Annotated in this window: 18 protein-coding genes and 1 pseudogene; 5 read left to right on the top strand and 14 right to left on the bottom strand. The window is 47.4% G+C overall.

Annotation, left to right across the window (positions count from 1 at the left end; all coding sequences use genetic code 11):
- Positions 1–182: 182 nt before the first annotated feature.
- Complete coding sequence (gene cadR, locus Hfont_RS10990) at positions 183–635, bottom strand: Cd(II)/Pb(II)-responsive transcriptional regulator (RefSeq protein WP_112992470.1); 453 nt, start codon at positions 633–635, stop codon at positions 183–185.
- Between the two features lie 80 nt (positions 636–715).
- On the opposite strand from cadR, the gene Hfont_RS10985 reads away from it, so the two are divergent.
- The gene (locus tag Hfont_RS10985) at positions 716–1360 is read left to right on the top strand and encodes a cation efflux transmembrane domain-containing protein (RefSeq protein ID WP_112992397.1); all 645 of its coding nucleotides are present in this window, start codon (positions 716–718) and stop codon (positions 1358–1360) included.
- A 67-nt stretch (positions 1361–1427) separates the two neighbouring features.
- Here the strand turns inward: Hfont_RS10985 and Hfont_RS10980 are convergent, their stop codons facing one another.
- From Hfont_RS10980 to Hfont_RS10960, 4 genes are all read right to left on the bottom strand, one after another.
- Complete coding sequence (locus Hfont_RS10980; protein WP_133467302.1) at positions 1428–2309, bottom strand: hypothetical protein; 882 nt, start codon at positions 2307–2309, stop codon at positions 1428–1430.
- Positions 2310–2322: 13 nt separating this feature from the next.
- Positions 2323–3276 (bottom strand): hypothetical protein, encoded by a 954-nt coding sequence (locus Hfont_RS10975; protein ID WP_112992395.1) that lies wholly within the window; start codon positions 3274–3276, stop codon positions 2323–2325.
- 650 nt (positions 3277–3926) lie between these two features.
- Complete coding sequence (locus tag Hfont_RS10965) at positions 3927–5336, bottom strand: CBASS cGAMP synthase (protein WP_112992393.1); 1410 nt, start codon at positions 5334–5336, stop codon at positions 3927–3929.
- Complete coding sequence (locus Hfont_RS10960) at positions 5336–6334, bottom strand: CBASS cGAMP-activated phospholipase (RefSeq protein WP_162845928.1); 999 nt, start codon at positions 6332–6334, stop codon at positions 5336–5338. The genes Hfont_RS10965 and Hfont_RS10960 overlap by 1 nt, the downstream gene beginning before the upstream one ends.
- 288 nt (positions 6335–6622) lie before the next feature.
- Here Hfont_RS10960 and Hfont_RS10955 point away from each other — a divergent pair, with 288 nt between their 5' ends.
- The 4 genes from Hfont_RS10955 (at position 6623) to Hfont_RS10940 (ending at position 10319) form a co-directional block, all read left to right on the top strand.
- Positions 6623–7762: a CBASS cGAMP synthase gene (locus tag Hfont_RS10955; protein ID WP_112992391.1), complete on the top strand. Its 1140-nt coding sequence runs from the start codon at positions 6623–6625 to the stop codon at positions 7760–7762.
- Entirely contained in the window at positions 7759–9390 is a 1632-nt protein-coding gene (locus tag Hfont_RS10950; RefSeq protein WP_112992390.1) for a ThiF family adenylyltransferase, read from the top strand. The genes Hfont_RS10955 and Hfont_RS10950 overlap by 4 nt, the downstream gene beginning before the upstream one ends.
- A complete protein-coding gene (locus Hfont_RS10945) occupies positions 9378–9851 on the top strand; it encodes a Mov34/MPN/PAD-1 family protein (RefSeq protein WP_112992389.1) in 474 nt (157 codons plus the stop codon). Before Hfont_RS10950 ends, Hfont_RS10945 begins: the two co-directional genes overlap by 13 nt.
- 255 nt (positions 9852–10106) lie before the next feature.
- Positions 10107–10319, top strand: coding sequence for a hypothetical protein (locus Hfont_RS10940; RefSeq protein WP_133467301.1), 213 nt, complete (start codon positions 10107–10109; stop codon positions 10317–10319).
- 277 nt (positions 10320–10596) lie between these two features.
- Here the strand turns inward: Hfont_RS10940 and Hfont_RS10935 are convergent, their stop codons facing one another.
- The 9 genes and pseudogenes from Hfont_RS10935 to Hfont_RS10895 all read right to left on the bottom strand — a co-directional run bounded on the left by Hfont_RS10935 (position 10597) and on the right by Hfont_RS10895 (position 21156).
- Positions 10597–11040, bottom strand: coding sequence for a hypothetical protein (locus Hfont_RS10935; RefSeq protein WP_112992387.1), 444 nt, complete (start codon positions 11038–11040; stop codon positions 10597–10599).
- Positions 11027–13048: a hypothetical protein gene (locus Hfont_RS15150; RefSeq protein WP_206604471.1), complete on the bottom strand. Its 2022-nt coding sequence runs from the start codon at positions 13046–13048 to the stop codon at positions 11027–11029. Before Hfont_RS15150 ends, Hfont_RS10935 begins: the two co-directional genes overlap by 14 nt.
- A complete protein-coding gene (locus tag Hfont_RS10925) occupies positions 13045–14781 on the bottom strand; it encodes a site-specific integrase (RefSeq protein WP_112992386.1) in 1737 nt (578 codons plus the stop codon). The genes Hfont_RS15150 and Hfont_RS10925 overlap by 4 nt, the downstream gene beginning before the upstream one ends.
- Positions 14765–15691: a site-specific integrase gene (locus Hfont_RS10920; protein ID WP_241523075.1), complete on the bottom strand. Its 927-nt coding sequence runs from the start codon at positions 15689–15691 to the stop codon at positions 14765–14767. Before Hfont_RS10920 ends, Hfont_RS10925 begins: the two co-directional genes overlap by 17 nt.
- Before the next feature lie 547 nt (positions 15692–16238).
- Positions 16239–16754, bottom strand: a pseudogene (locus Hfont_RS10915) (multicopper oxidase domain-containing protein); the annotation flags it as partial.
- 21 nt (positions 16755–16775) lie between these two features.
- A complete protein-coding gene (locus Hfont_RS10910) occupies positions 16776–18185 on the bottom strand; it encodes a TolC family protein (RefSeq protein ID WP_112992383.1) in 1410 nt (469 codons plus the stop codon).
- Between the two features lie 105 nt (positions 18186–18290).
- Positions 18291–18728: a hypothetical protein gene (locus Hfont_RS10905; protein ID WP_133467300.1), complete on the bottom strand. Its 438-nt coding sequence runs from the start codon at positions 18726–18728 to the stop codon at positions 18291–18293.
- A 70-nt stretch (positions 18729–18798) separates the two neighbouring features.
- Positions 18799–19476, bottom strand: coding sequence for an alpha/beta hydrolase (locus tag Hfont_RS10900; protein ID WP_112992381.1), 678 nt, complete (start codon positions 19474–19476; stop codon positions 18799–18801).
- 96 nt (positions 19477–19572) lie between these two features.
- On the bottom strand, positions 19573–21156 hold the full coding sequence (locus Hfont_RS10895) for an OpgD/OpgG family glucan biosynthesis protein (RefSeq protein WP_112992380.1): 1584 nt from the start codon (positions 21154–21156) through the stop codon (positions 19573–19575).
- Positions 21157–21506 lie beyond the last annotated feature (350 nt).

The raw sequence follows: 21506 nt of genomic DNA, 5'->3' as shown, positions 1-21506 counted from the left end.
CACCCATTGCCATCTCTTGCACAGGAGCCGTTGTCTGCGGACAGACGTAGGCAGCCATTGCTATTCCTGAGGTCAGAACGGTCATGACCAGGAAGCAAGCAATTAAGCGGCAAAAAGATGAAAAGGAGTGTCGGCGCATTTGGCGGTATTTATAAAACTTTTTACAGTTTAGCGCAATTCATTTATATCCCTCGGCCATGATTTGCAACTTTCTTTGACTTTGTACTTTGTGGCTTAGACAAGCCTTGCAGTATCTGACAGTCTTTAGCCTTTTGGGTCTGTCGACATAAATTACGCAGTTTCTTCAGCTCATTTTCCAATGACTGTAGCTCCGTAATACGCGTGCTGACATGTTCGATATGGCAATCAAGCAATTCATTGACCGCTCCACAGTTTTGCTCTGGCGAATCCCTAAACTTTAGCAATTCCCGAATTTCACTTAGAGTCATATCAAGCGACCTGCACCGCAAAACAAATTGCAAATGCTTAACGTGAGCTGTTCCATAAAGACGGTAGTTGCCTTCCGACCTATCCGGCGCCGGTAACAAACCTTCCCGCTCGTAATACCGAACAGTCTCAACTTGAGATCCTGTCAGTTTGGCCAACTCGCCAATCTTTAGTAATGAATCAGGCATGACAATTCCTTTTGAAATAATCATTGACCCTATAGCTACTACAGGGTGTGTAATCATGAATATACCTTAAAGGAACCATCATGGCGGACTGCTGCACAGGCCCTTGCTCTTCAGATAAACCACCGGTTGATGCGCGCTATCGACGCATCCTGTGGATTGCTCTCGTGGTTAATGCTGGCATGTTCTTCGTTGAATTAATCAGCGGGTGGCATGCTGGTTCAGTATCGCTTTTAGCCGATGCCGTGGATTTCTTCGGAGATGCTGGCAACTACGCAGTCAGTCTTTTCGTTCTTGGGCTGGCTCCTGTTTGGCGTTCTCGTACCGCGCTTGGCAAAGGCTTAATCATGGGCAGCTACGGAGTCTTTGTGCTGGGAAGCGCCGCATATCATTTGGCGTCAGGCATCGTGCCCGAATCATCAACCATGGGCGTCATTGGTTTCCTCGCGCTTCTAGCAAATGCATCGGTTGCCGCGCTGCTTTATGCCTATCGAGAAGGTGACGCCAACATGCGCTCCGTATGGCTTTGTTCGCGCAATGACGCCATTGGAAACATCGCAGTCATGCTGGCGGCACTTGGAGTCTACGGCACCGGTTCGGGATGGCCAGACATCGCGGTTGCTACACTGATGGGTACGCTAGGGCTAACGGGAGCATGGTCAGTCGTCAATCATGCACGACGTGAGTTAAGGGCCGAAACGCCTAGTCCATTAAATACAAAAATTTGACTGTCTGCTTTGGCCGATTACTGCCTGTCAACTTAGTCTCAACCATGAAAAGTAGCTGACGTAAGAGTTAGTCCTGCGTCTTCGTGGAGCATTCCCAACCGTCAGAGTTTGGGTGACTAAGTGAAAAGGAATGAACATAGGAAAAGCCTCCGATAAGAGGATTACCCTCGAACATGTCGAAGCCAACGAACAATTGCTCCCCTGGCTTTGTTAACGGCAGATGACGAATTCCGAACTTTCCGGTTGCGCAAAGCTGTAGAGAGCCTCCGATGGACGAAAAATTAGGATCCTGTGCAATTTCGAGCATTACTAATATTGGTGCCCTATCCCAGTCAAGCGAATGGTGCTGGAACGTAGTTCGCTTCTCAAGAATTGCGATCTCAACTTCTGAGGGCTTATCACCAAAAACGAAGAAATCGCGTTCATGCAATGGCATCTCAACAACGGTCACTATGGCAGGCGCACCCGGTGAGTTGCGTAATCTAAATATTCGGAGCGAATTGGTCTTCACGCAATGACCAAATATTACGAGTTCAATTCTTGCATTACTTGGGTAGTGCACGCCAAGACTCACAACATATTTGGATGCAATTCTACCGGCGAGGTCGGCCACTTCTTTTAAAGATGGAATTTTTTCGTCGAATGACAGGTCGGGCGCATCGTAATAATCAATCTCTTTAAGGCCAGAGAGAAGAGTAGAGAGCATCTCTCTTACGGTTGACCCAATCAGGGTACTTCCTGCAAATGCAAAACCAATCGAAAAAAGATGTCTAGGATGCTTGCGGGGAAAATCACCAGACTGGTAAGACATCGCATGAATGGCAGACAGCTTAGGATAATTATCAGTCAAGACACTGTTTGAACTAGATACGCGAGAATCGCTTACCGCCCAAAGGCCTGGCATAAATTCCTCTTTGTTTTCATTGCGCCAGATGACTATCGACGTCAAGTCGCCCCCAATTTTATTTATAACTAAATATTGATTCTATTTCATTACTGAGAATCAGATTTACTTCGTCCCCTTCCACATAAATGGAATCTTGGCGATTGTCGAAGCCGGCTTCGCTTCTGAATCCCTTGAATAGAGCAGTCGCGGTGTTGAATCTGAAATTTTCATTGATGATGTAACCATAACCGTTCAATCCCGCCCCGTACAAGCCATCATTACCTTTGGGATAATTCCGAAATTTCGTAACGTTGTAATGTGGATCCAGCAAGCTTACGAACGCCTTCTCAGCATCAGCAACCACCTTATCGGGTGGCGCTTCTCGAAAAAAATCATAGTCGTCATCTTCCGCCGACATAGTCTGAATTCCAAACGGCTCAATATCAAAGAGAAATAACGTTATTTCGTCAGATGGATGGGCGCCCGGTTTTCGCGAATGCTCCTCCGATAAAACTCTGAGCCGCCCATGATGAGCATTCTTTATGAGACGCTGATAGCTATCCTGCTGCTTAGCTATACCAACATATAAAAGGTCGTAGTTACAAACTCGGTCGTGACGTGTAAAGCCTTCCAAGTAAGGACTGTGCCGAGCGACATGCCAATACACTGAGTCAGGAGTGAGCCATACCTTTGCGTGCGTGCCCTTCTTCGTACCTCCCAAAAGGACCGCTTCTTCAGTAATTTTAATCGTACAGTTTTCTTGAAGTTCGTTGAATTTCGAAACGTGAATTACACCTGTATCGACTACCTCTGTCCCCACCTGCACATCCAAGGAAATAGTTGCATTCTCCAAGTCTATTCGTTGATTCACGAAACTGGCCTGTGCACGTGCGGCAATCATATAGAACTTGCTCTGTCGCAGATGCTGGGCAATATGCTGGTTCGCTTTACTAACGAGCAGTTCGACGTTACGGTTCGTGAATGGCGGAAAAATCGTGTGCAGAAAGTTTATTTGTGTTTTTCGTCCCATTGCGGATTTTCCGTTTCCATTAAGCTTGGCAGGTGTGAGTTGAATATAGTTTTGATGAATTTTGGAGGTGAGCTGATGATTATTTGCAACCGTCTATTTGTGTTTAAAGCGGAACTTCAGTGCATAGTGAAGAGAAAAATTACCACCCATGAAAACGGAATGGATACCTAAATATTGCACTTATACGCGTTTAGTTCTTTGTACCTGCTTGGCGAAATTTTGTTCGATGAACTCGTTGGCTTGTTCGCGTATGACAACTTCATAAGGCCACGAAGGATGGCGGTACAAAAATGGAGTTCCTTCCCGATTGATGACTTGGCAGTCAACTTTGAACAACGTGCCTGAGGGATGTGCCTCTCGCATTCCAGCGGAGCATGATAGGTTTAGCTGTTCAGGCACTCCTTGACCCGCTAGCGGGCGAGCACGAATTTTCTTGCTGGACGGTTCCCCCTGGTTTTCATATGTCTCTATAATGAAGTAACGGTAGTAGCTCATATGTGTTTTGTAGAGAAATTTGACATTTTGAATCTCTCTTCAGTCCTAAATCGAAAATGAATATTCTGATGAATAGGAAACACCGTCACGACATTGAGTAATTCAATGTTGTCCATATGAAGAGCTTACGTAAAACGAAAGTATCAAAACTTTTATTATCGGCGGCGCTTTCTTAGACTCCGTATCTTTGTATAAGCTGGCCGCGGAGGATTACGGTCAGGATATTGAATATCCTTTACGTGCACAGGTACGCGCCGAACCGCATATACTTGCCCGTTGAGGCGAATAATACAGTCCATATAATGAAGTCCAGCATAAGCGGTGTGCTCCTCGGTAGAGTAATTTCTTATACCGATTCTGCGATGTCCTAAATCCCCAAGATAACTTGCATCATCGCCATCATTACGCACAGTCCATTCGATAGTCGCGTAATCAGGAATGATATGAGGATTTGTAATTGTGAAAACGAGGTCGCAGTCTTTAGCAACTGCCGCAACCTCATTATCAAACTGTCCAATGAGCTGCTTAGGATTACGTCGATAGACGTGTATCTTAATATCAGGAACAATCATCAGAGCATGTTGCGAACCCTCATCTGCGACTTCGACTTCCATTGCTTCGGATAGAGGCATTAAATAGGAGAGTGACTCCGACCAAGCTAATGCGGCTGAAATCTCATCCTCTGCAACTTCTGCTCTTTCAGCTGCGTCGCGAAACGCTTGCAGCCTAGAGAGGAATCCATTCCAAGCATCTTCCGAAATGCGATTTAAATTCTCATCCCTTTCTACAGGGTTTTTAACTTCAGAATTATTTTGCAATCGGTCATGCATTTTCTTCACGATGAGGATTAAGGCATCCTCATCGTCCAAACCAACAAAACGTTCATACCATTGATTTTCAAAAACTTCAGTTGCGACGACAGTCAAAAATATCGACGATGGTCGAGATTCTGGAGCTTCATCAAATCCTATTGCAGCCCATCCTTTTAGGTATCGAATTATTCTCCGAAGCTGGTCTAGATCTTTTGCGGAAAGAGTATCGCGGAACCATTTATAGATTTTTTTGGGGTCGCTTTCCTCCCATTTCCCCGATAAACAAGCCAAGCGACGGTAATCCTTTGAGGGCACCACTTCGTAGACAGGTGTATCAATGTGGAATTGCCTTTCGTAAATTAGGCGCGAGCATCTTTCCTTAGGTGGCTCATCCATAGATTTAATATCAGCGCGCGTATCTTTGTACACCTTCAGTTCCCGCTGTACCCAATCCCTAAGTTGTTCGGGTGCGGGCTTAGCATCGCCCTCACTTCCCAACTCAAAGTAAATTCCGAGATCAACATCGTATTCGTCGCCAAAACGAACCGGACGAATAAGAGTGCCGAACTTATACGAACCTTGAATCCAAGTTGTTATTGGATAACCATAGTCAGCATAAAGCTCTGCTTTTAAATGTTCTGCTAGCTCATTCCATTGCTCTTGAAGAAAGGTTCTTTGTTCCTCAGTTGGTACAACTCTCCGATACAACGTTTGACTTCCTGCCCCATTAAAAAGACTAGATGCCTTCCCCATTATTCACCTCTGTATATTTTTAATTGAGGTTTATGATCAAGATATGGGAGCAGTTTCGTACCCAAGATATCTGTCACCAACTTTTCAGAAAGACCCATAAGTGTTTTTTGTGCTGCAACACTAGCAAGGTCCAATCCTAAATCTGATGTCTGTTCATTAGAAGGCTCATGGTCTATCCGAAGATATTGGTTTTTTAAACGGTGTGCGACGAGCTGCTCCACAAATTGCTGCTGGGATGAAATCATTACAGAAAAGAGTCGTTGGTCTTGCATCCAATCTCTAATTCCGAAATCTCGTCCAGTTGAATGTGAAAGCGAATAGCTTTTCGTGGTTGTGCCAACACTCAGCAGCCGAAAGCAATCAATTGGAACTTGAAAAAAATATTCAGCCTCATGAAGGGCTATTAGATCAGGTGCATTCGCGAAAAGTCCTCCATCTGCATAGAGATTATTGCCGATCTCAGCCAACTCGAAAAATGTAGGAGCTGCCGCCGTTGCCAGAGCAACGTCAACCGCCTTGAACTTCCAATCACGCTCCCATTCCTGCTTGTGACGTGTTTTAAATACTTGCGGAATCCCTTGTGTCACGTTGACTGCTGGTATTGCTAGTGGATGAACAGCATCCTTAAGCAAGGCATCCGCTGGAACAAGTTTTGTAATCGCATCTCGTAGAGGTTTAGAGTCATATCTCGCCTTATCCAGATGTGTGTATAAATCCCATTTTTCAAAACGAGCGTTTGCCGCGCGACGTTCTGGCGGAAAAATTTTTTCCCCGTCTTCCATGAATACCTTAACCACTTTTTCCATCGGTATCTCAAAAGCAACCGCCAAGGCAACGATTCCCCCAATGGATGTACCGCACACCAAGTCGAATCTGCGGCCGATAGGCTCACCAATTTTCTTCTCAATTACATCAAGCGCATGCGCTGTGAATAATCCACGATAACCGCCCCCCGTTAATGCTAATGCCTGAAAAGGTTGTTCTTTATTCCAATTCATATCGCGTCCAGTCCGTAGAGTTGTTTCCATGAATCAATACTTGAATAAAGCTAGATACAACTCGCAAAGCAACCAAGTAAATATGCGATATTGACGAGCTTGTACAAAATTGTCGATATGTAATTTTCTCTTGAAAAATTTACAACTGACCACAAATTAGAAGAAATAATTGTCTTTCATAAATGTTTCCAAATAAAAATAATTCCTCTTAGAAGGAAAGTAGTCGGTAATCGATGACCAGTTTTCTATTAGTAAAGAACGACAAACCTAAAAATCGCAGGAGGAGCAATGCTTAACTTAAGTTCTCTTTTTTATTCAACTGAGGAAAAACCACACTCGTTCTTAGACGCGCTAGAACTTAATCCTCTGCAGCGAACGTACATCGAAGAGGCTAAGAACGAAGTAAGAAAGTGTTTGCGCGCTGAAATGCCCCGCATTCTAAAAGCACAGGGATTTGAGAAAAATTCACCTCAACCACGCTTTTTCACACAAGGCTCGTGGGCATACAAAACCATTAATGCGCCGGCACACGCGACACAACAGGCTGACATTGATGACGGCGCATATCTACCGTTAAGTTTCCTTTCCCAAACCAGTCGTCCTAGCGTAGCGAGTTCTATTTATTTTGCGGCTGCGGAAAGTTGTTTAGGAAAGCTCGCCGATGAAAAAGGCTGGAAACTGATAACCGATAAGCCTACCTGTGTGAGGCTTGAGATAGCCAGTTTTGCCCACATTGACATTCCCCTTTACGCTATCCCTGATACTGAATTTGAAACGCTCCTGAAAGCGCATACAAAATTTGCTTTCGATAGCATTGAAAATGCACTTGCACGTGCCGAACGCGATGTGTGGACAGCACTTCCTAATGGGAGTGTTTTACTTGCTCATCGTGAGGAAAACTGGAAAGAATCAGACCCTCGGCCAATCAAAAAATGGTTTCTGGACGAAGTTGAAATCCGCGGTATTCAGTTGCGCCGGATAATTAGATTTTTGAAAGCCTTTCGTGATTGGCAATGGGAATCTGGCGGACCTTCATCAATTTTATTGATGGCAGCAGCAGTTCCATTGTTCGAGAAAAGAGACCGACGCGACGATATTGCACTCCTTGATGTCTTAGCTGAACTGCCAGCATCATTGAGAAAAGGTGTTGACTGTCCCGTTGATGCAAACGAATCCCTAACCGAGAGACTAGGTAGAGAGAAGGTTGAAGAGGCTGCACAGAAATTTGAAGACATGGAGAAATACTTAAGAGGCGCAATCCATTCAGCAAATCCTACCCAAGCTTGCACTTGGATGATTCAAAAATTCGGCAGTCGCTTCCCAAATACACCTCAAGATATACGAGAGGTCTCGGTAGCAGCGACAATTGCAGCGGCACCTGCGGCTGCAGGGGCGTCTGAACTTGTGGGACGAACAAAGGCCGGATGAATCCCGAATCCGTAGATTCTATTGCTAACGTCGTTGCTGTATTAAAAAACCGCGGCTTCAATTTCGAAAGAAGAAGCAACGATGGATGGATAGTACTTAAAGGGCTGCTTACTGCAGCAGGTGAAGTCCATCCTGTTTTGTTTTCATTCGACCCGAAATTTATTGAAATCCCGCGCGTACGATTACTAAAGGTACCCTCGTCTCTTCTTCCTATCGCTCCACACATCGATGGAAATGGTGGTCTCTGCTATATAGCAAACGGTACTGTCACATTAGATATTTGTGACCCTGTGGGTCAAACATTGGCATGTCTTGAGCGAGCAGAAAATATACTAGAAAAAATAATCAATAATGAACTTATTGAAGATTTGGAAGAAGAATTTTTTGCCTATTGGAACTTTGGAACTTTCTGTATTTCTGATGTTGCACCACAACCCACTTTGGTTTTGGCTTTCTCCATAGATATTAGCGGCTCTACATGGACTATCCTCAGCGACAATATTGACCGGACTTCCCGATTATTGATGCTGGCCGGTCACAAATCAAAACCAAAGCCAATCCCGGTCTACCACTTAAAGACTTCGACCAAAGCAAGACCACGCACAGACTCATGGCCGCCAAACGACGTAAAGAGCATCTTGGCTTGGCAAGGAAAACTTGATTCCAATTGCAGAAAAAAAATTGAAAGCAGCCTACTTACCGCTGCTAAGTTAGCTCCAACTCTAGTTCTATTCGTCATCAATTCGCCATTGATGAAGTATGCCTTTTCAGTGGACTTTTCCTCTTTCAAAAAAAATCAACGGAAGTCGAAATTCATCGATGCACGCAGTATTTACCCGCTTCCAATCACACCTCACGCTGTAATTCGAGTTGATTCTGAATACATAACAACTCGAAATATTCCCAATCGTGTCTCGCTGGCAGACAAAAGGATAGCGATTGTAGGTTGCGGAACGATTGGTGGGTTTCTTGCTGAACAATTGGCCAAAATGGGGGCAGGCACAGGCAAGGGACACTTGATGCTAATAGACGACGACATCATGATGCCGCAAAACATGGGACGACATAGACTCGGAATCCCATCGCTTTTCATGAACAAAGCGGATGCTTTATTCATTGAGATAGGCATGCAATCGCCAGGAGTCCATATTGTTTCACTCCCCAAAAAAGCCCAACAGGTCGACCTTACGGGCATGGACTTAGTAATTGATGCTACAGGTGAAGAATCTTTAGGTCATTGGCTAGCAAATAAGCTATCGCCAAATATTCCATTGCTTACAGTGTGGATTGATGGTCCGGGTGTGGCTGTACGTGGTCTTATAAAATCTAAAGCAGATGACGCCTGCTTTAGATGTCTAAAGGAATACGAAAGACAAAAACAGCTCACATCAATAGTAGAAGAGCTTCCGAAGGTAACCGCAGGTGCAGGTTGTGAAGGCCTATATGTACCATTCCCAGCATATGTGTCATCTCATGCTGCAAACTTAGGTGCTGAGATGGTTCTTGATTGGGTAAATGGAATCACCATGAAAAATCTGCGAACGAGAATAACTGATTCGAAATACACTCTTGCAACCTCGGATTGCAGTCCTACTACCCATCCAGGATGCCCTCTATGCCGTACTTAGCTTCTTGGGCGACATCTGACCGGAAAGTGCTTGTGCACCTTGCTGACCAAGCAGCAACAACTTTTGGCGCTCATGCTCAGCGCCAAAGTAGCGATACTGAAAGTGGGGGAATCCTTCTTGGCTGCGTTCGAGGGCCTAATCTCGAAATCTTACATGCTACGGAACCTGCAGCCACCGATTCACGTTTTCGCTTTCTGTTTGAGCGCTCTTCAAATAACCACAGAGAAATTGCAGAGACATTTTGGCATCAGAGTCGCGGAACAATTAGATATTTAGGTGAATGGCACACTCATCCAGAAGATCTACCGTCCCCTTCGAACATAGATAAAACAGAATGGTCGTTACTTGCCAAGAAACGCTTGGACAACAGGCCATTACTAGCAATCATTGTAGGCCGCCAAGGCCTTCATTTAGAACTCGTATTTAAAAACGGTGAATCTAAGGTACTTGAGTCCCTCTAACTTTCTTGGATGGTGCATAGCGTCGGGTTAAAAAGCCCAGCATTCAGGGTTCTTCGTTCATGACCTTGATGGCCGACAGGCTGATTGCAGGTTATAGAAGTCCGTAAAGTAAACAAATCAGTCCAAAAGTATTCCGCGTTCTGTAGGAGAAAAGTGAGGAGAAGAAGAGATCGAGCTACAGAAAGATTAATATTCTTAACGTGGCGAAGGAAGTTGATTTCAAGTATGTTTGTAATTTATCTGCAAGGAGACAAAATGTACGCCGCCTTTAAGTATATTCAATCAATTGCTTTACAGGATTTACGACTTTATTTTTCTCCATTTAGCGGCGCTATTAAAGCAATAAAAATAGAACTGGCGCGACCAAAAAGTTCGGGTGCTAAAAACATCATTTTGAATGATGTCCGATTATATTTTGCGCCATTCATAGGCGCTATCGATGGCATAAAAGAAGAGATAACGAAATAGAGATCACAGAATTTCCTTACTTAAGTGATGAACTAGACAGGTAATCAGCTAATGCAATGTCAGTCACTATTTCATCGTTTAAGGTGAGATGTTACGGGTACTTTAGTGAATATTCTCTCGTAACTAAACCTTTCTCGATGGCTGGTTTCACAGTCCAGCATTAGCGCGAGCAGTGCATAGCGTGCTTTTAATTCAATTAAGAACGCTAGCATTTTGCGTTGATATCTTCCCGTCCCCGTAACATCTCACCTAAAAAACTATTGTTGATTGACACCTCTCACCGACGCACACCTTGTGGCTTGACTGAAAGCTCCACTACATTGCTGGCAGTTCGCTGGAATTCAACCAATTGACTCCGTAGTTCCAAGATTGCCATGTCTGCTTCAGTCAATAGGCTAGCAAGGTTATCCCTTTGTTTGGCAACTTCACTTAGGCGCTCCTGCAAGCTACGATTCTTTTTTCGGGTGGAAAGCGTTTTTTGACGAGCTGAAACCGGTTTCTTATCCGATTGGACAGACACATATCGCTGAATTTCATCAATAAATAATGGAAATCGGCTTTTCTTAAGCGCACTAGGGTCTGTGCCCGCTTCCTTCGCAACATTATTTTGGCTGACAATGGTCCCTTTTGGTAACCGCTGGGGGGTGTTCATTTTCAGTCTCATAAACGCCGCGCGGTACTTGTCCAAGGCAGATAGAGGTTCAGTTTTATTTTGTGGCATGGTAATAATCTTCTACGCTGCGTTTTTGCGCTTCAAGGGATTCATACAAAGGACTTCCTGCCGGGGCGGTAGACAGCCTCTCGTTCAAAACTCGCTCCAAATGTTCAACTTGAGCTTGTTTGCTCCGGTCATATAAAATATCGGAGCAGCTCTTTCCGTCGTCCGCAGCACCTCCGCCGCAATGAGCCACCGTATCAATACCGCCATACGGACAGGGTTCTCTGTTTGTACAAACACCCAGAATAATTTCTCTACATGCAACTCCACCACTCTTTGCTAGCAATATGGATTGCTTGACGTCATCAACGGAGATAAGCCGCACTATTTCTGCTTTTCGACGCTCACCGTGTGGACTCACGAATCGGTCTGTAGTCAGCTTCGTGAACTCTCGGCCTAACATTTCATACATGGTTTGAACATATAACGTTTTTGATGTTTCTTCCAGCCTGATGCGAGAATAGTTTTGGCCGTAATACAAGGACATGGCTCGGGTTAGGTGCTTCAACTGGAATTGCAAGGACGCGTCCGAGACGAGTCCGGATGACTGCATATTGACGGCCCCTGTCCTGCGCAGTTGGTGCCAAGCTAAGGGCCATATCGCGCCGACCTTAAATTCATCGGACAAAGTGGGGTTTGCAAGTCTTGCCAACTCGAGGTCTTTTTGTCTAATACGCAATTCATTGAGGTCAAAGAGCCGTGGATAATGCAAAGTGACAAGCGAATACGGTTTTATATGTTGCTTTAACGTCGGCGCTAATGCCGGAACACCGGACGCCCAAGGTTCTGTAGCAATGCTATTTAAAAGAAGGGCTCCCTCTGCCCCGGTAACGGAGCACTTTGCTCTCAGTAGCGCGACCATAGCCAACGCATCAATGGCAAGTGACACAGAAGGGGCAGTGACCCAAATAGCTCTGTCGTCGGTAATGGTCTTGGAGGTTTGCCCCTGAAGCAGATAGATCTTCCCAAATTGAGGATCATCTTCAACCCGCAAACAATCAGCACGAAGACTTCCCGCTTCTCCCCGGCGCATTAGACTGAAGTTGAGGACGTAGGCAAGACCTACAAACGTAACCATGGAAAGATAAGTGGAAAAAACGTCAATCGATAAAGCCGACTCAGCCAGACCATCTTTGGGGCCCATCCAGTTTCTTAGAACACCGTCGATCTTAAATTTTTTTGCTATGACTAGGAACGGGCCATGAAAGACCATACCTTTTCGTTTTGCTCTTCCGCCCTCAGGCGTAAAAAATGGTCGAATGTTTGAAGCACGGGCAGGTCTTAAGGCTGATTCAAGCGAGCCATAGTTATGCACATAGGCAGCAAGGCAAAAATCGAAACAAGCCTGAATGTCATTCTTGTGTGCGAGAAAGTCCTCTAGACAGGCTTGAAGTCGGGTAACTTGATACTGCCAAATTCGTGGGGGGATGTATGGAGTTTGCCTGCGCTCATGTAGGGGCAACATTGCTGCGAGTCTGACTAGTCCGTTTCGGTCAATCAATTCAAAACCGATTTTGTCGCGACATTCATATAATTCATGAAGGAGGGAAAGAATTGCGCCGCCCATGGACGGCATTAAAGCTTCCGCAATTTTTTCCACAACAAGTGGGAACCGAGTCAGTTCTGAGGCTAGGATACCTTCTCGGGTACAGGTACTGAAAATGGGTCGGAGCAAACTGAATCTAGCGAGCAGCGTGCGAGCGGTGCGTAAGTCACTTGGGCCGTACAACCACCAACTGGCAATGATTCTCAATAGGTCTGCATTGCCTCTATCAATTGGATCAGTTTTATCCACTCGACCGTCACCGAAATTCAACACCATTCGGCGGTCTGCCCAAGGATCAAGGATCCATAAGCTGTCGGCAAATCGGCTGACCACATTGCCCTGCTTGTCCACGATAACTGGCCAGTCTCTTGCAGGTGGCCATTCGAGCGGTCGAAAATTGATTGCTCCAGGAACTACTAAAGTTGATTCAATTGCTAGGCCCGGTAAGACAGGTACGGCGCTCATTCAGAACTTCCCCTCATTTCGTTTAGTTGAATAAAGCCGTCCCAAGATGGGTGGTAGTTCCCTTCATCAATGCACAGAAGTGATTCCCTCACCCACATTCCACGCACTTCGCTACTGCTTTCGAAAAATTTAATCTTTTGAGTAATCCGCTGGACAACCATCTCTGCCGGATGAGGTGGCAACGTGGCGGTCTTCGGAGGTTTGTATTTGGCTAATTCAATGGATTTAAGGTGCCTAAAACTTACCAATGACCACACATGGTCGCTGCTATCAACGTCTCGATGGCTCTTGCAAAACAGGCATCCTCCACCAGTGACACAGTCAGGTGCCGGAGCGCCATCAGGCATATTGTCCAGTGGCTCGGGGGAGACTGTCACGCAAAGGCCGGGGCTTGGTGGCATGAGACTACTTGCGGTTTTTGCGTGAAATTTACTTATCTCGACCATCGCCAATTGAATATTGGGTTCTGCATACTGTTGTAACAGTGTTTGTAAGTCGTGCTGAGCCATGTCTGCGACCAGTTGCGGATCACTTATTCTGCGAAGTAACCAATTAATTCGCGTCTTACGCAGTGAGCGGGGGAGCACGCACCAAATAGCGCAACTGTCGCAAATCTGCCGAACGTGATGGAACTCTGGAGCTTTAGCTAAACTTCTCCCCTCAGTGATGAACGGAAATAGCAACCCATCATCTTGTTCTGGGAACCAAGCATTTCGCCAATCGAGATACTGTTCAAAATGAGCACGATATTCGTTAAATATCTCAAATAGAACGGAGCCTTCTCTTCGTCCTTTATGTTGCCGAACTTGGTATCCATCAAGATAGCTGGTGTAGTGGAATGTATCCATCCGGAGCGTATACGCTTGCTGCAGGTTCATGCCGGTCTGCGCGATGAACAAAAGCAGCTCCGCCTCAATGCGAAGGTTCACAAGAGGTGAACGTGTTCGCAATGACTTGTCTGCTTGCCAAGCGGCCCGTTTTTCTTCGGATACGCGAGCCTCATGATTGTGCCTTCGCGTTGTTCGGTTGCGTATGGCTGGCTTCTGTAAGCCAGACCAAAACTCCAACGTGTGTCCTGTATGCAGGGATAGTTGAACAGGCAGTATGTTTTGTGTCGTCGCAAAAGAAAGACACTCACAAATTTCAATAAGAACTAGTCCAAATTTAAAGGTCTCCGTCAGATTAACTTTGCCTGCCGCAGACGTACTGAACTTCCCGGTTTGCCTTGGTCTGTGGATCCTAGTTTCTTTGATTAAAGCGTGCTGCCTGCCTAACACCCTACCAAAAAGTCCTGACAAAACTCTGGCGTCGTCGTATACCGTAGCTCCACTGACTTCTTTGAGAACAAGCTGTCTATGCAAAAGGTCAGCCGCCCAGGCATGGTAGTTTTCAGTGACCGTCTCCAACCGTAAGTCGGCACCTACCTTGTCTGCCCTTGCAAAGAACGATCGAAGCAGGGTTATACGCTTACCGGCAGTATGCCTACTCCCCCCGCATATCAGATCATCACAAATCTCTTGATGAAGCCGATTTACAAGGGTGAGCCTTCCCAAGAGTGCCTCACCAAGGGAGCCTTGCTCAATAGCATTCATCACCTTTTTAATGTCAGCCGAGGCACCACCAGAGTACAACAATGGAACAAGACTCCATGGCGTTTCCCTTCCGCCATATTGAACCATCGGGAAGGATAAATTGGGTACTGCAATGCCATTAAGATTAGGTCTTGCCGGCATTTTTAACTCCCATGAATGCGCGCATGAACTCATTAGCAGCCGCTTGCTTGGCGGGAGTTACAGTGACAAATTTGATGTACTTAAGTGACGTGGCTTCGTTTTTGTGGAGCAACGCATCACGAACCAGCGCTATCGCATTGATTGGATCCGTCGTGCTGAGCGCTATGGTCGCTAGTTCAGTAGCAAAAGTGCAGCGAGACTGGTGAAAATGAAAGGTCTTAGAAACCTTGATACCTGCTTGCGTGCCTTTACGCCTAAAGGTAACCATTTCCGTATTGATGGCAGATGACTGTTCCGAGTCTTTTGCGCCGTATGGGTTTCCGAATACCGTTAGAAAGACTAGCTCTTTGTTTTCGACGGGGGCCTTTGCCTGTCTCTTTGAACGACGCAAGCTACCGGCGTATTCCAGAAGGTCATCAAGGAGTGATTTTGGAATCCAAATGCGGCCTGTCACACCAAATTTTGTTTGAACCGCAGGTGTTGCGCCTGGCCCGATGTTTATGCAAAAGAGACCTTTAGCAACGGGGTCCTCAACTGCATTTTCAAGAGTCTGTATTTTCAGGTCACAAATACTCCCCAGACGCATGCCTGTAAAAAATCCCAAGGCAAGCATACGATATAACTCTTGGCTTGAATTGGTTTTAGCAAAGTCCAGGAGCGCATCACGATCTTCCGCAGATACCGGCAACAATCCGTCTTCAAGTCGAAGTCCAGGATGCGTCCTGTTTGGTATAGATAAGTCTGTAGTTAGCCGTACCACCGTTCTTTCGAACCCAACCGCATCGAAAAAACGGATGTACACCGCTTTATCTCTCCAGAGCGGAGCGGCAGAGTCCAGTAGCCCATTGGATAACACCCAGCGATAGAAAGAAACCGCATTGCGCATGTATTCCGAGGCTGTAGAAGGCATTATTTTCCCAGAGTCCCTTTCTTGGATTAGGGTTCCTCTGTATTGCACCAAGCATCGGTCTGCTTTTCGCAGCGGGAAGGTGAACCACTCCAGTCCTTTCGCCTCGAGGAAATTGGCGTAGTGCAGTAAGCAGTTCATGTTGCTAGACACCGTTTTCAAAGACGTGTCTCTGTTCGTGGCACGCTCTACAGCCCAGAGATTTGCCTCTCGCCACGGACTGGCGCTTCTCCAAAATATCTGAGGCAGGCGCTGAATTGTCGGTCGCTTACTCTCGGAGTAAACGACTTCACCCTTAACTACCGAGACAATGTGGGGAATGTGAGTGATTCGCTCTAGGGTGGCCAATTGGTATAGCTTGCAAAACGGTTATTCGGAGCAGGCACCGGAGCGCCAATGGAGGAAAATGCAGACCATTCTTGGGTCGCCATATTACCTCTACTCTCACGAACAAGACCATTGCTAATCCAACGTATTGTTATCCATAAAATCTATATGTCCATACCAAATCATGTTGTGTTTGTATGTCCATAATAGAGAACTTATGCTTAGCGTGCGGGTGATACATGAAAGTGCCTGGCCGCTTCGCTTCAAATTCATAGACAAAGGTTTTACCCACCGGGATTTGCGGCTGCGTTAAGCCTCCCACACCATCCATCCCATTCGGCAAACGCTGACCGTGCCAATGTATCGTCGTATGCTCAGGCAATTTGTTGGTAACAAAGATGCGTACCTTGTCACCCTCCACCACTTCTATCGTCGGCCCCGGGCTGGAGCCGTTGTAACCCCACAATGTCGCTTTCATACCGGGAGCGAGTTCACGTATCACTGGCTCGGCAATCAGATGAAATTCCTTCCAGCCGTTTTTCATGCGCCACGGCGCACTCCAGCCGTTGAGCGTCACTACAGGATTAAACGGGCGACCAGTCGAAGGTGCCTTCGGCGGCAAGGTCTGCGCATGCTGAATGATCTGCGCTTCAGGTATGCCTGCTGCGCCAGCCTTGCTGACAAAACCTGCACCCAAGATCGTCGTCGCGCTTGCGAGAAAATTTCTGCGAGAAATCATGTTTGTTCCTATCTATTCTTATCAGTGTTCAACTGGTGTCGAGGTCGTCGCTGCTGCTGCGATACCGGCTGGCGGCGTATTAGGTCCGCTGCCATTGATCGCCATCTGTAAATCGGACTCCGCCAGCCAGTAATCGCGTTGCGCCGAGATCGCAGCATTGACCGCGCTGATCTGCAAACGCGCATCGGCCAATAATTCAAAAACGCTGCTCAGCATGCCGTTGTAGCGCAACAGCATTTCTTCTGAAATCTGTTTGCGTAGGGGGACGACTTGATCTCGGTAATGTGCCGACAGTTCGTAGGCGCTGCGATAGGCGGCGTAGCTTTCGCGCACTTCAGAGCGGGCTCTAACCGCAATGTCGGCGGTGCGATGTAGCGATTGCATGTATAGCGCTTCTGTCCTCGCCGACTTCGCGCTGCCCCAATCGAACAAGGGTAGTTCAACGCTGATCTCATAGCCGTTGCTGCGTGACTTGCCGGTTTCGCTCTTGTTCATGTAACCGGCGTCGAGCACATTGATGAATCGTGTCACTTTGCTTAAACCGAGTGCACTGGCAGTCGCTTCGGCATCACGTTTGGCCATTTGCACATCCAGCCTTTGTTGCATGGCCTGCGCTTCAAGATTGCCTATATCCATCGCGGTCTTGGGCAAGTCAGGCAACTTTGCAGGCAAGGTGAATGTCTGGTCGGACTGCAGCAGACCCAAGGTGCGCGTCAATTGTTCGCGCGTGCTGACTGCAGTTTGGCGACTGCGTGCCAGTTCTGCGATCGACTCTGCGTAAAAAATTTGCTCGCGTGCGGTATCCAGCTTGTTCCAGTTACCGGCCTTGCGCATGCCTAGCGCCAACTCGGCACCGGCTTCGGCTGATTCCTTGACCTGTTCCATGAACAAGGCTGTCTGCTGTGCGGCGACTGCATAGAAAAAAGCCCGGCGCGTTTCGGCGGCAAGCTTGACGGCATCAATCGCAGCCTGCAGTTTTGCCTGTTCGAAGCGGCCACGCTCAATCTCGCTACGCAGTGGGATGGTCAGCAAACCGACCAGATCAAACATGATGCTGCGGTCTATCTCCACATCGCCACCGCCACTCAAACGACCGAATGAAAATCCTGGATTACGCATGCGACCGGCTTGTACCAGATCGGATTCGGCTACGCCCAACGCGCTTAGCCTGGCTTGCAAGCCAGGGTTATTGATCAAGGCAATTTGAACTGCGCTATCCGGTGTCAGTGGTCGGGACAACAAATCACGCACGGTTTTATCGTGCTGGACTCGGTCCTGCTCCGTGCTCGTACGCTGCGGTATCTGGCCGGTGCGTTCCTTAGTCAGTGCTGCGACATCGTTCATGCCACCATCGGCTGAAAAATTGGCACAACCCGACAGCAAGACAAGCGACGCCATCACTGCAATTGGCGAATGAAATGGAATTTTCATGAAATTCTCGTTTAATAAATGATGAGTAATCGGCGTACGCAATGCGCACGCACATCAATCGCGACTTGAACAGCAAAGCTGTTCAAGCAAATTGATTACCGAGATTTAAACGAGAGAAAACTTGGGGGGACGTTTGAGCCCGTCAGGAATATGACCGGGAAACAAAGAAGACAGCGAAGAAAAAACTGGCGTTGAAGCAATCGGGAAAGCAGGCAATTCCGGCATGACAGGCAACATGGCGATACCGATACAGCACGTAGCGCAGGCACTGCATTTTACGTTTGCATGGGTATTTATCTGATGATCAGACGGCACATCTGCAGCGACAGGTACGGCGTGCTCAGCAGACATACTCATTTGATGATGCTGATGTTCTGTCGTGTGATGAGGCTGCACCGAATCCTGCATGCCGCCAGTCGCTGCAACGATATGTTGCGCTTGCATCTGCGGCACACAAGACGATTGCGTTACCGCGGCAAAGCCCTGCACTGGCAAAGCCAGCGCAAGCAGCCACAACATCGCAGTCTTGAAAAGTCGGTTCATGTCAAAATTTTAGCACGGCTTGTTTGTCGTCTTACTTGGATAAATAAGTCTCGCATGAGAGACAGCGCGTTTACTTCAGGAAAAACTCTACAGCCAATTTCACGATAGGCGGCTGTATCGAATGATTGCCATTGAATTCCAGGAAAGTCACGTCGTAGCCTGCAGCCTTCAATTTATCTGCATGCGGACGACCGCTGGTTTCAATCGGCAATTGTTCATCCGACAGACCATGCGCGATGAATACCTTGGGCGCACCTTCTTGCATGAAGACAGACATGAAGCCGCCAGAGAACACGATTACATGCGTGATCAGATCACCATTCGTGATGCCATTCGACAAGGCATAACTGCCGCCATCCGAAAATCCGGCAAAGCCGAAATGATCAGGATCGATAAAATAATGTGACGATACCTCTGTCAGCGCCTGATTCAGCCGCTGCAGATCGGGGCCGTTACCGCCTATGACGATATCCCAGGTCGGATAAATCGATTGCGGCACAAGCAACAGGAATTGATTGCGCTCTGCATGCTCTTGCAGGAAAGGCAGCACTTTTTCAGCGCTACCGCCGCCGCCATGGAACATGACCAGCAAAGGCACGGCGACTTCTTCTTCGAGCCCGGTTGGAACATACAGAATGGCATCACGTTCTTCGGCTATGCCGAGATTGTGACGACCAGGCTGCAACGGTGGTTTGGTAGGAGCTGTCGGCGTAAAGGAAAGCCGGCCCATCAATGAAGGATCAATCATGCCGACATCTTACCTTCTTCATTAAAAATTGAAAACGGCCGAGGCTGCACGACGGCCAGATTTCAGCCATGTTTTTGCTGTGAAGCGAATGGCTCATTAAAAGCTGCGCTTGGTCGGCGGCGTCCATTGATACAACCAGGTTTCGGACAAGGTTTGTCCATCTGCGGTCAGATACAGTCGCAAGTCTATCGGCCCCTGAATATCGTCAGCGATCTTCACGTCGAACATGGCGCGATAGCCTTTGATATCGTCCAGCGGACGCGCTGACGTGATTTCAACCTCACCTTTGCTTGCTGTTACGACCGCTTTAACCTTGGTATCGCGTCCGAGCAAGGCCAGATCGCCGCCGGCAAAGTCCACTGCAAAACGCCAGGAGAAATACGTGCGCTGCTTGCCGACGACACCACCGATGCCGGTGCGCGTCGCCACTACCTTGGCCGCCTGCGGGTTGAACGGCATCTTGGCACCCCAATGCAGCTTGTAGCCAAACAACAATTCCTGGCCCGGTTGCGGTATTGCTTCCGGGTTCCAGAATGCGACAATGTTGTCGAAGGTTTCATCGACGGTTGGAATTTCAACCAACTGGATAGAGCCTTTTCCCCATCCCGATTTAGGTTCCACCCACAAGCTCGGACGCCTGTCGTAAAAGACGCCGTCATCCTGATAATGATCGAAATTGCGATCGCGCTGCATCAAGCCAAACCCGCGCGGGCTTTGATCGGCGTAGGCATTGAAGCGCAGGTTTTCAGGATTGACCAAAGGTCGCCAGATCCATTCTCCATTACCCGACCACATCGCCAAACCATCGGAATCATGGATCTCTGTACGCCAATCGTTACCTATGCGCCTATCGTTTTCTGCAGTCAGGAACATGCTGGTCAATGGCGCAACCCCCATGCGCTCGATGGCTTTGCGCGGATAGAGGGCGACATCAATATCCATCAACATGGTCGCGCCGGGCATGATTTCAAAACGATAAGCACCGGCGACGCTAGGCGAATCCAGTAAGGCATAGACAATCAATTTGCTCGACTGCTTGGCCGGACGTTCCAGCCAGAATTCGGTAAAGCGCGGAAATTCTTCGGGACGCGCCATGCCGCAATCGATCGCCAGACCGCGTGCCGACAAGCCGTATTGCCAATCGCCACCCACCGCACGGAAATAACTGGCACCCAAGAACGCAGCAATATCGCGCACCAGATCCGTATGGAAATTCACGCGAAAACCGGCAAAGCCGAGATCTTTGGGCAAATCTGCACCTTTCAGTCCACTCTTGCCGTAATTGAACATCTCCGGATCGTAAGCCAGCTCGCGCGCCTTGCCGTCTTCCAGCTCATGTATCTTGACCGACTGCGTCGCGTACATGCCCAGATGGAAGAACTTGGTTTGAAAACGCAGCTTATCCTTACCCCACAAGGCATGATCGTCGCGATAACCGATGGACTGATACTGATCCCAATCCAGTGCCTTGACCTTGGCGGGAACCTTGTCGACGGTCTGCTGATATGGCTTGCCGGCCATGTCACGCGCACGACCTTTCAGGAATGCGTAATCGAAGAGTTCGGACTTGCCTAAGGTTTTGAGTTTGGCGGGAGCGTTACCCGCTGCGTATAACTGAGGGGCAGAAAAACCGGCCAGCGCGAGCGCGGCGGATGCTTTGAGTAGGTCACGACGTTGCATCAGACTCCTTTGTTGGATAAGGGTAATGGTTCACCAAACACTTCGGCATAGGCAAACGAATAACGTTCAATATTCGTGCCATGACTTGTGCATGGCAACCGCGCGTCATTGACAGAAAAAGATTTCCTGCTGATGTCCGCTGCCCGTCACGAATCTCACAAAGCACTTTAAATTAATTTAAATTTATTAATATAATCAATTATTTATATTTATATATTAAAGTAATTTGTGTAAAGTTGATTTGAAGGCGATGGTCTGATTTATCTGGTATTTTCGAGGCTGAAAAAATTTATGCAAAGAGCATAGAAGACAATTTATGACAGCTTAGCTATCATTTCACCTTCAGCCAC

It is taken from the genome of Herminiimonas fonticola (assembly GCF_003293745.1).
Classification (GTDB): domain Bacteria; phylum Pseudomonadota; class Gammaproteobacteria; order Burkholderiales; family Burkholderiaceae_D; genus Oxalicibacterium; species Oxalicibacterium fonticola.
The sequence above is the reverse complement of the archived record's forward strand: the minus strand, read 5'-3'. Positions and strand labels throughout refer to the sequence as shown.

Coding starts and splice junctions, on each gene's coding strand:
- Hfont_RS10945 (WP_112992389.1), top strand. CDS start 9,378: ATGCCGTACTTAGCTTCTTGGGCGACATCTGACCGGAAAGTGCTTGTG.
- Hfont_RS10900 (WP_112992381.1), bottom strand. CDS start 19,476: ATGATTGATCCTTCATTGATGGGCCGGCTTTCCTTTACGCCGACAGCT.
- Hfont_RS10955 (WP_112992391.1), top strand. CDS start 6,623: ATGCTTAACTTAAGTTCTCTTTTTTATTCAACTGAGGAAAAACCACAC.
- Hfont_RS10905 (WP_133467300.1), bottom strand. CDS start 18,728: ATGAACCGACTTTTCAAGACTGCGATGTTGTGGCTGCTTGCGCTGGCT.
- Hfont_RS10935 (WP_112992387.1), bottom strand. CDS start 11,040: ATGCCACAAAATAAAACTGAACCTCTATCTGCCTTGGACAAGTACCGC.
- Hfont_RS10985 (WP_112992397.1), top strand. CDS start 716: ATGGCGGACTGCTGCACAGGCCCTTGCTCTTCAGATAAACCACCGGTT.
- Hfont_RS15150 (WP_206604471.1), bottom strand. CDS start 13,048: ATGAGCGCCGTACCTGTCTTACCGGGCCTAGCAATTGAATCAACTTTA.
- cadR (WP_112992470.1), bottom strand. CDS start 635: ATGCCTGATTCATTACTAAAGATTGGCGAGTTGGCCAAACTGACAGGA.
- Hfont_RS10925 (WP_112992386.1), bottom strand. CDS start 14,781: ATGCCGGCAAGACCTAATCTTAATGGCATTGCAGTACCCAATTTATCC.
- Hfont_RS10950 (WP_112992390.1), top strand. CDS start 7,759: ATGAATCCCGAATCCGTAGATTCTATTGCTAACGTCGTTGCTGTATTA.
- Hfont_RS10940 (WP_133467301.1), top strand. CDS start 10,107: ATGTACGCCGCCTTTAAGTATATTCAATCAATTGCTTTACAGGATTTA.
- Hfont_RS10920 (WP_241523075.1), bottom strand. CDS start 15,691: ATGCCTTCTACAGCCTCGGAATACATGCGCAATGCGGTTTCTTTCTAT.
- Hfont_RS10975 (WP_112992395.1), bottom strand. CDS start 3,276: ATGGGACGAAAAACACAAATAAACTTTCTGCACACGATTTTTCCGCCA.
- Hfont_RS10960 (WP_162845928.1), bottom strand. CDS start 6,334: ATGAATTGGAATAAAGAACAACCTTTTCAGGCATTAGCATTAACGGGG.
- Hfont_RS10910 (WP_112992383.1), bottom strand. CDS start 18,185: ATGAAAATTCCATTTCATTCGCCAATTGCAGTGATGGCGTCGCTTGTC.
- Hfont_RS10965 (WP_112992393.1), bottom strand. CDS start 5,336: ATGGGGAAGGCATCTAGTCTTTTTAATGGGGCAGGAAGTCAAACGTTG.
- Hfont_RS10895 (WP_112992380.1), bottom strand. CDS start 21,156: ATGCAACGTCGTGACCTACTCAAAGCATCCGCCGCGCTCGCGCTGGCC.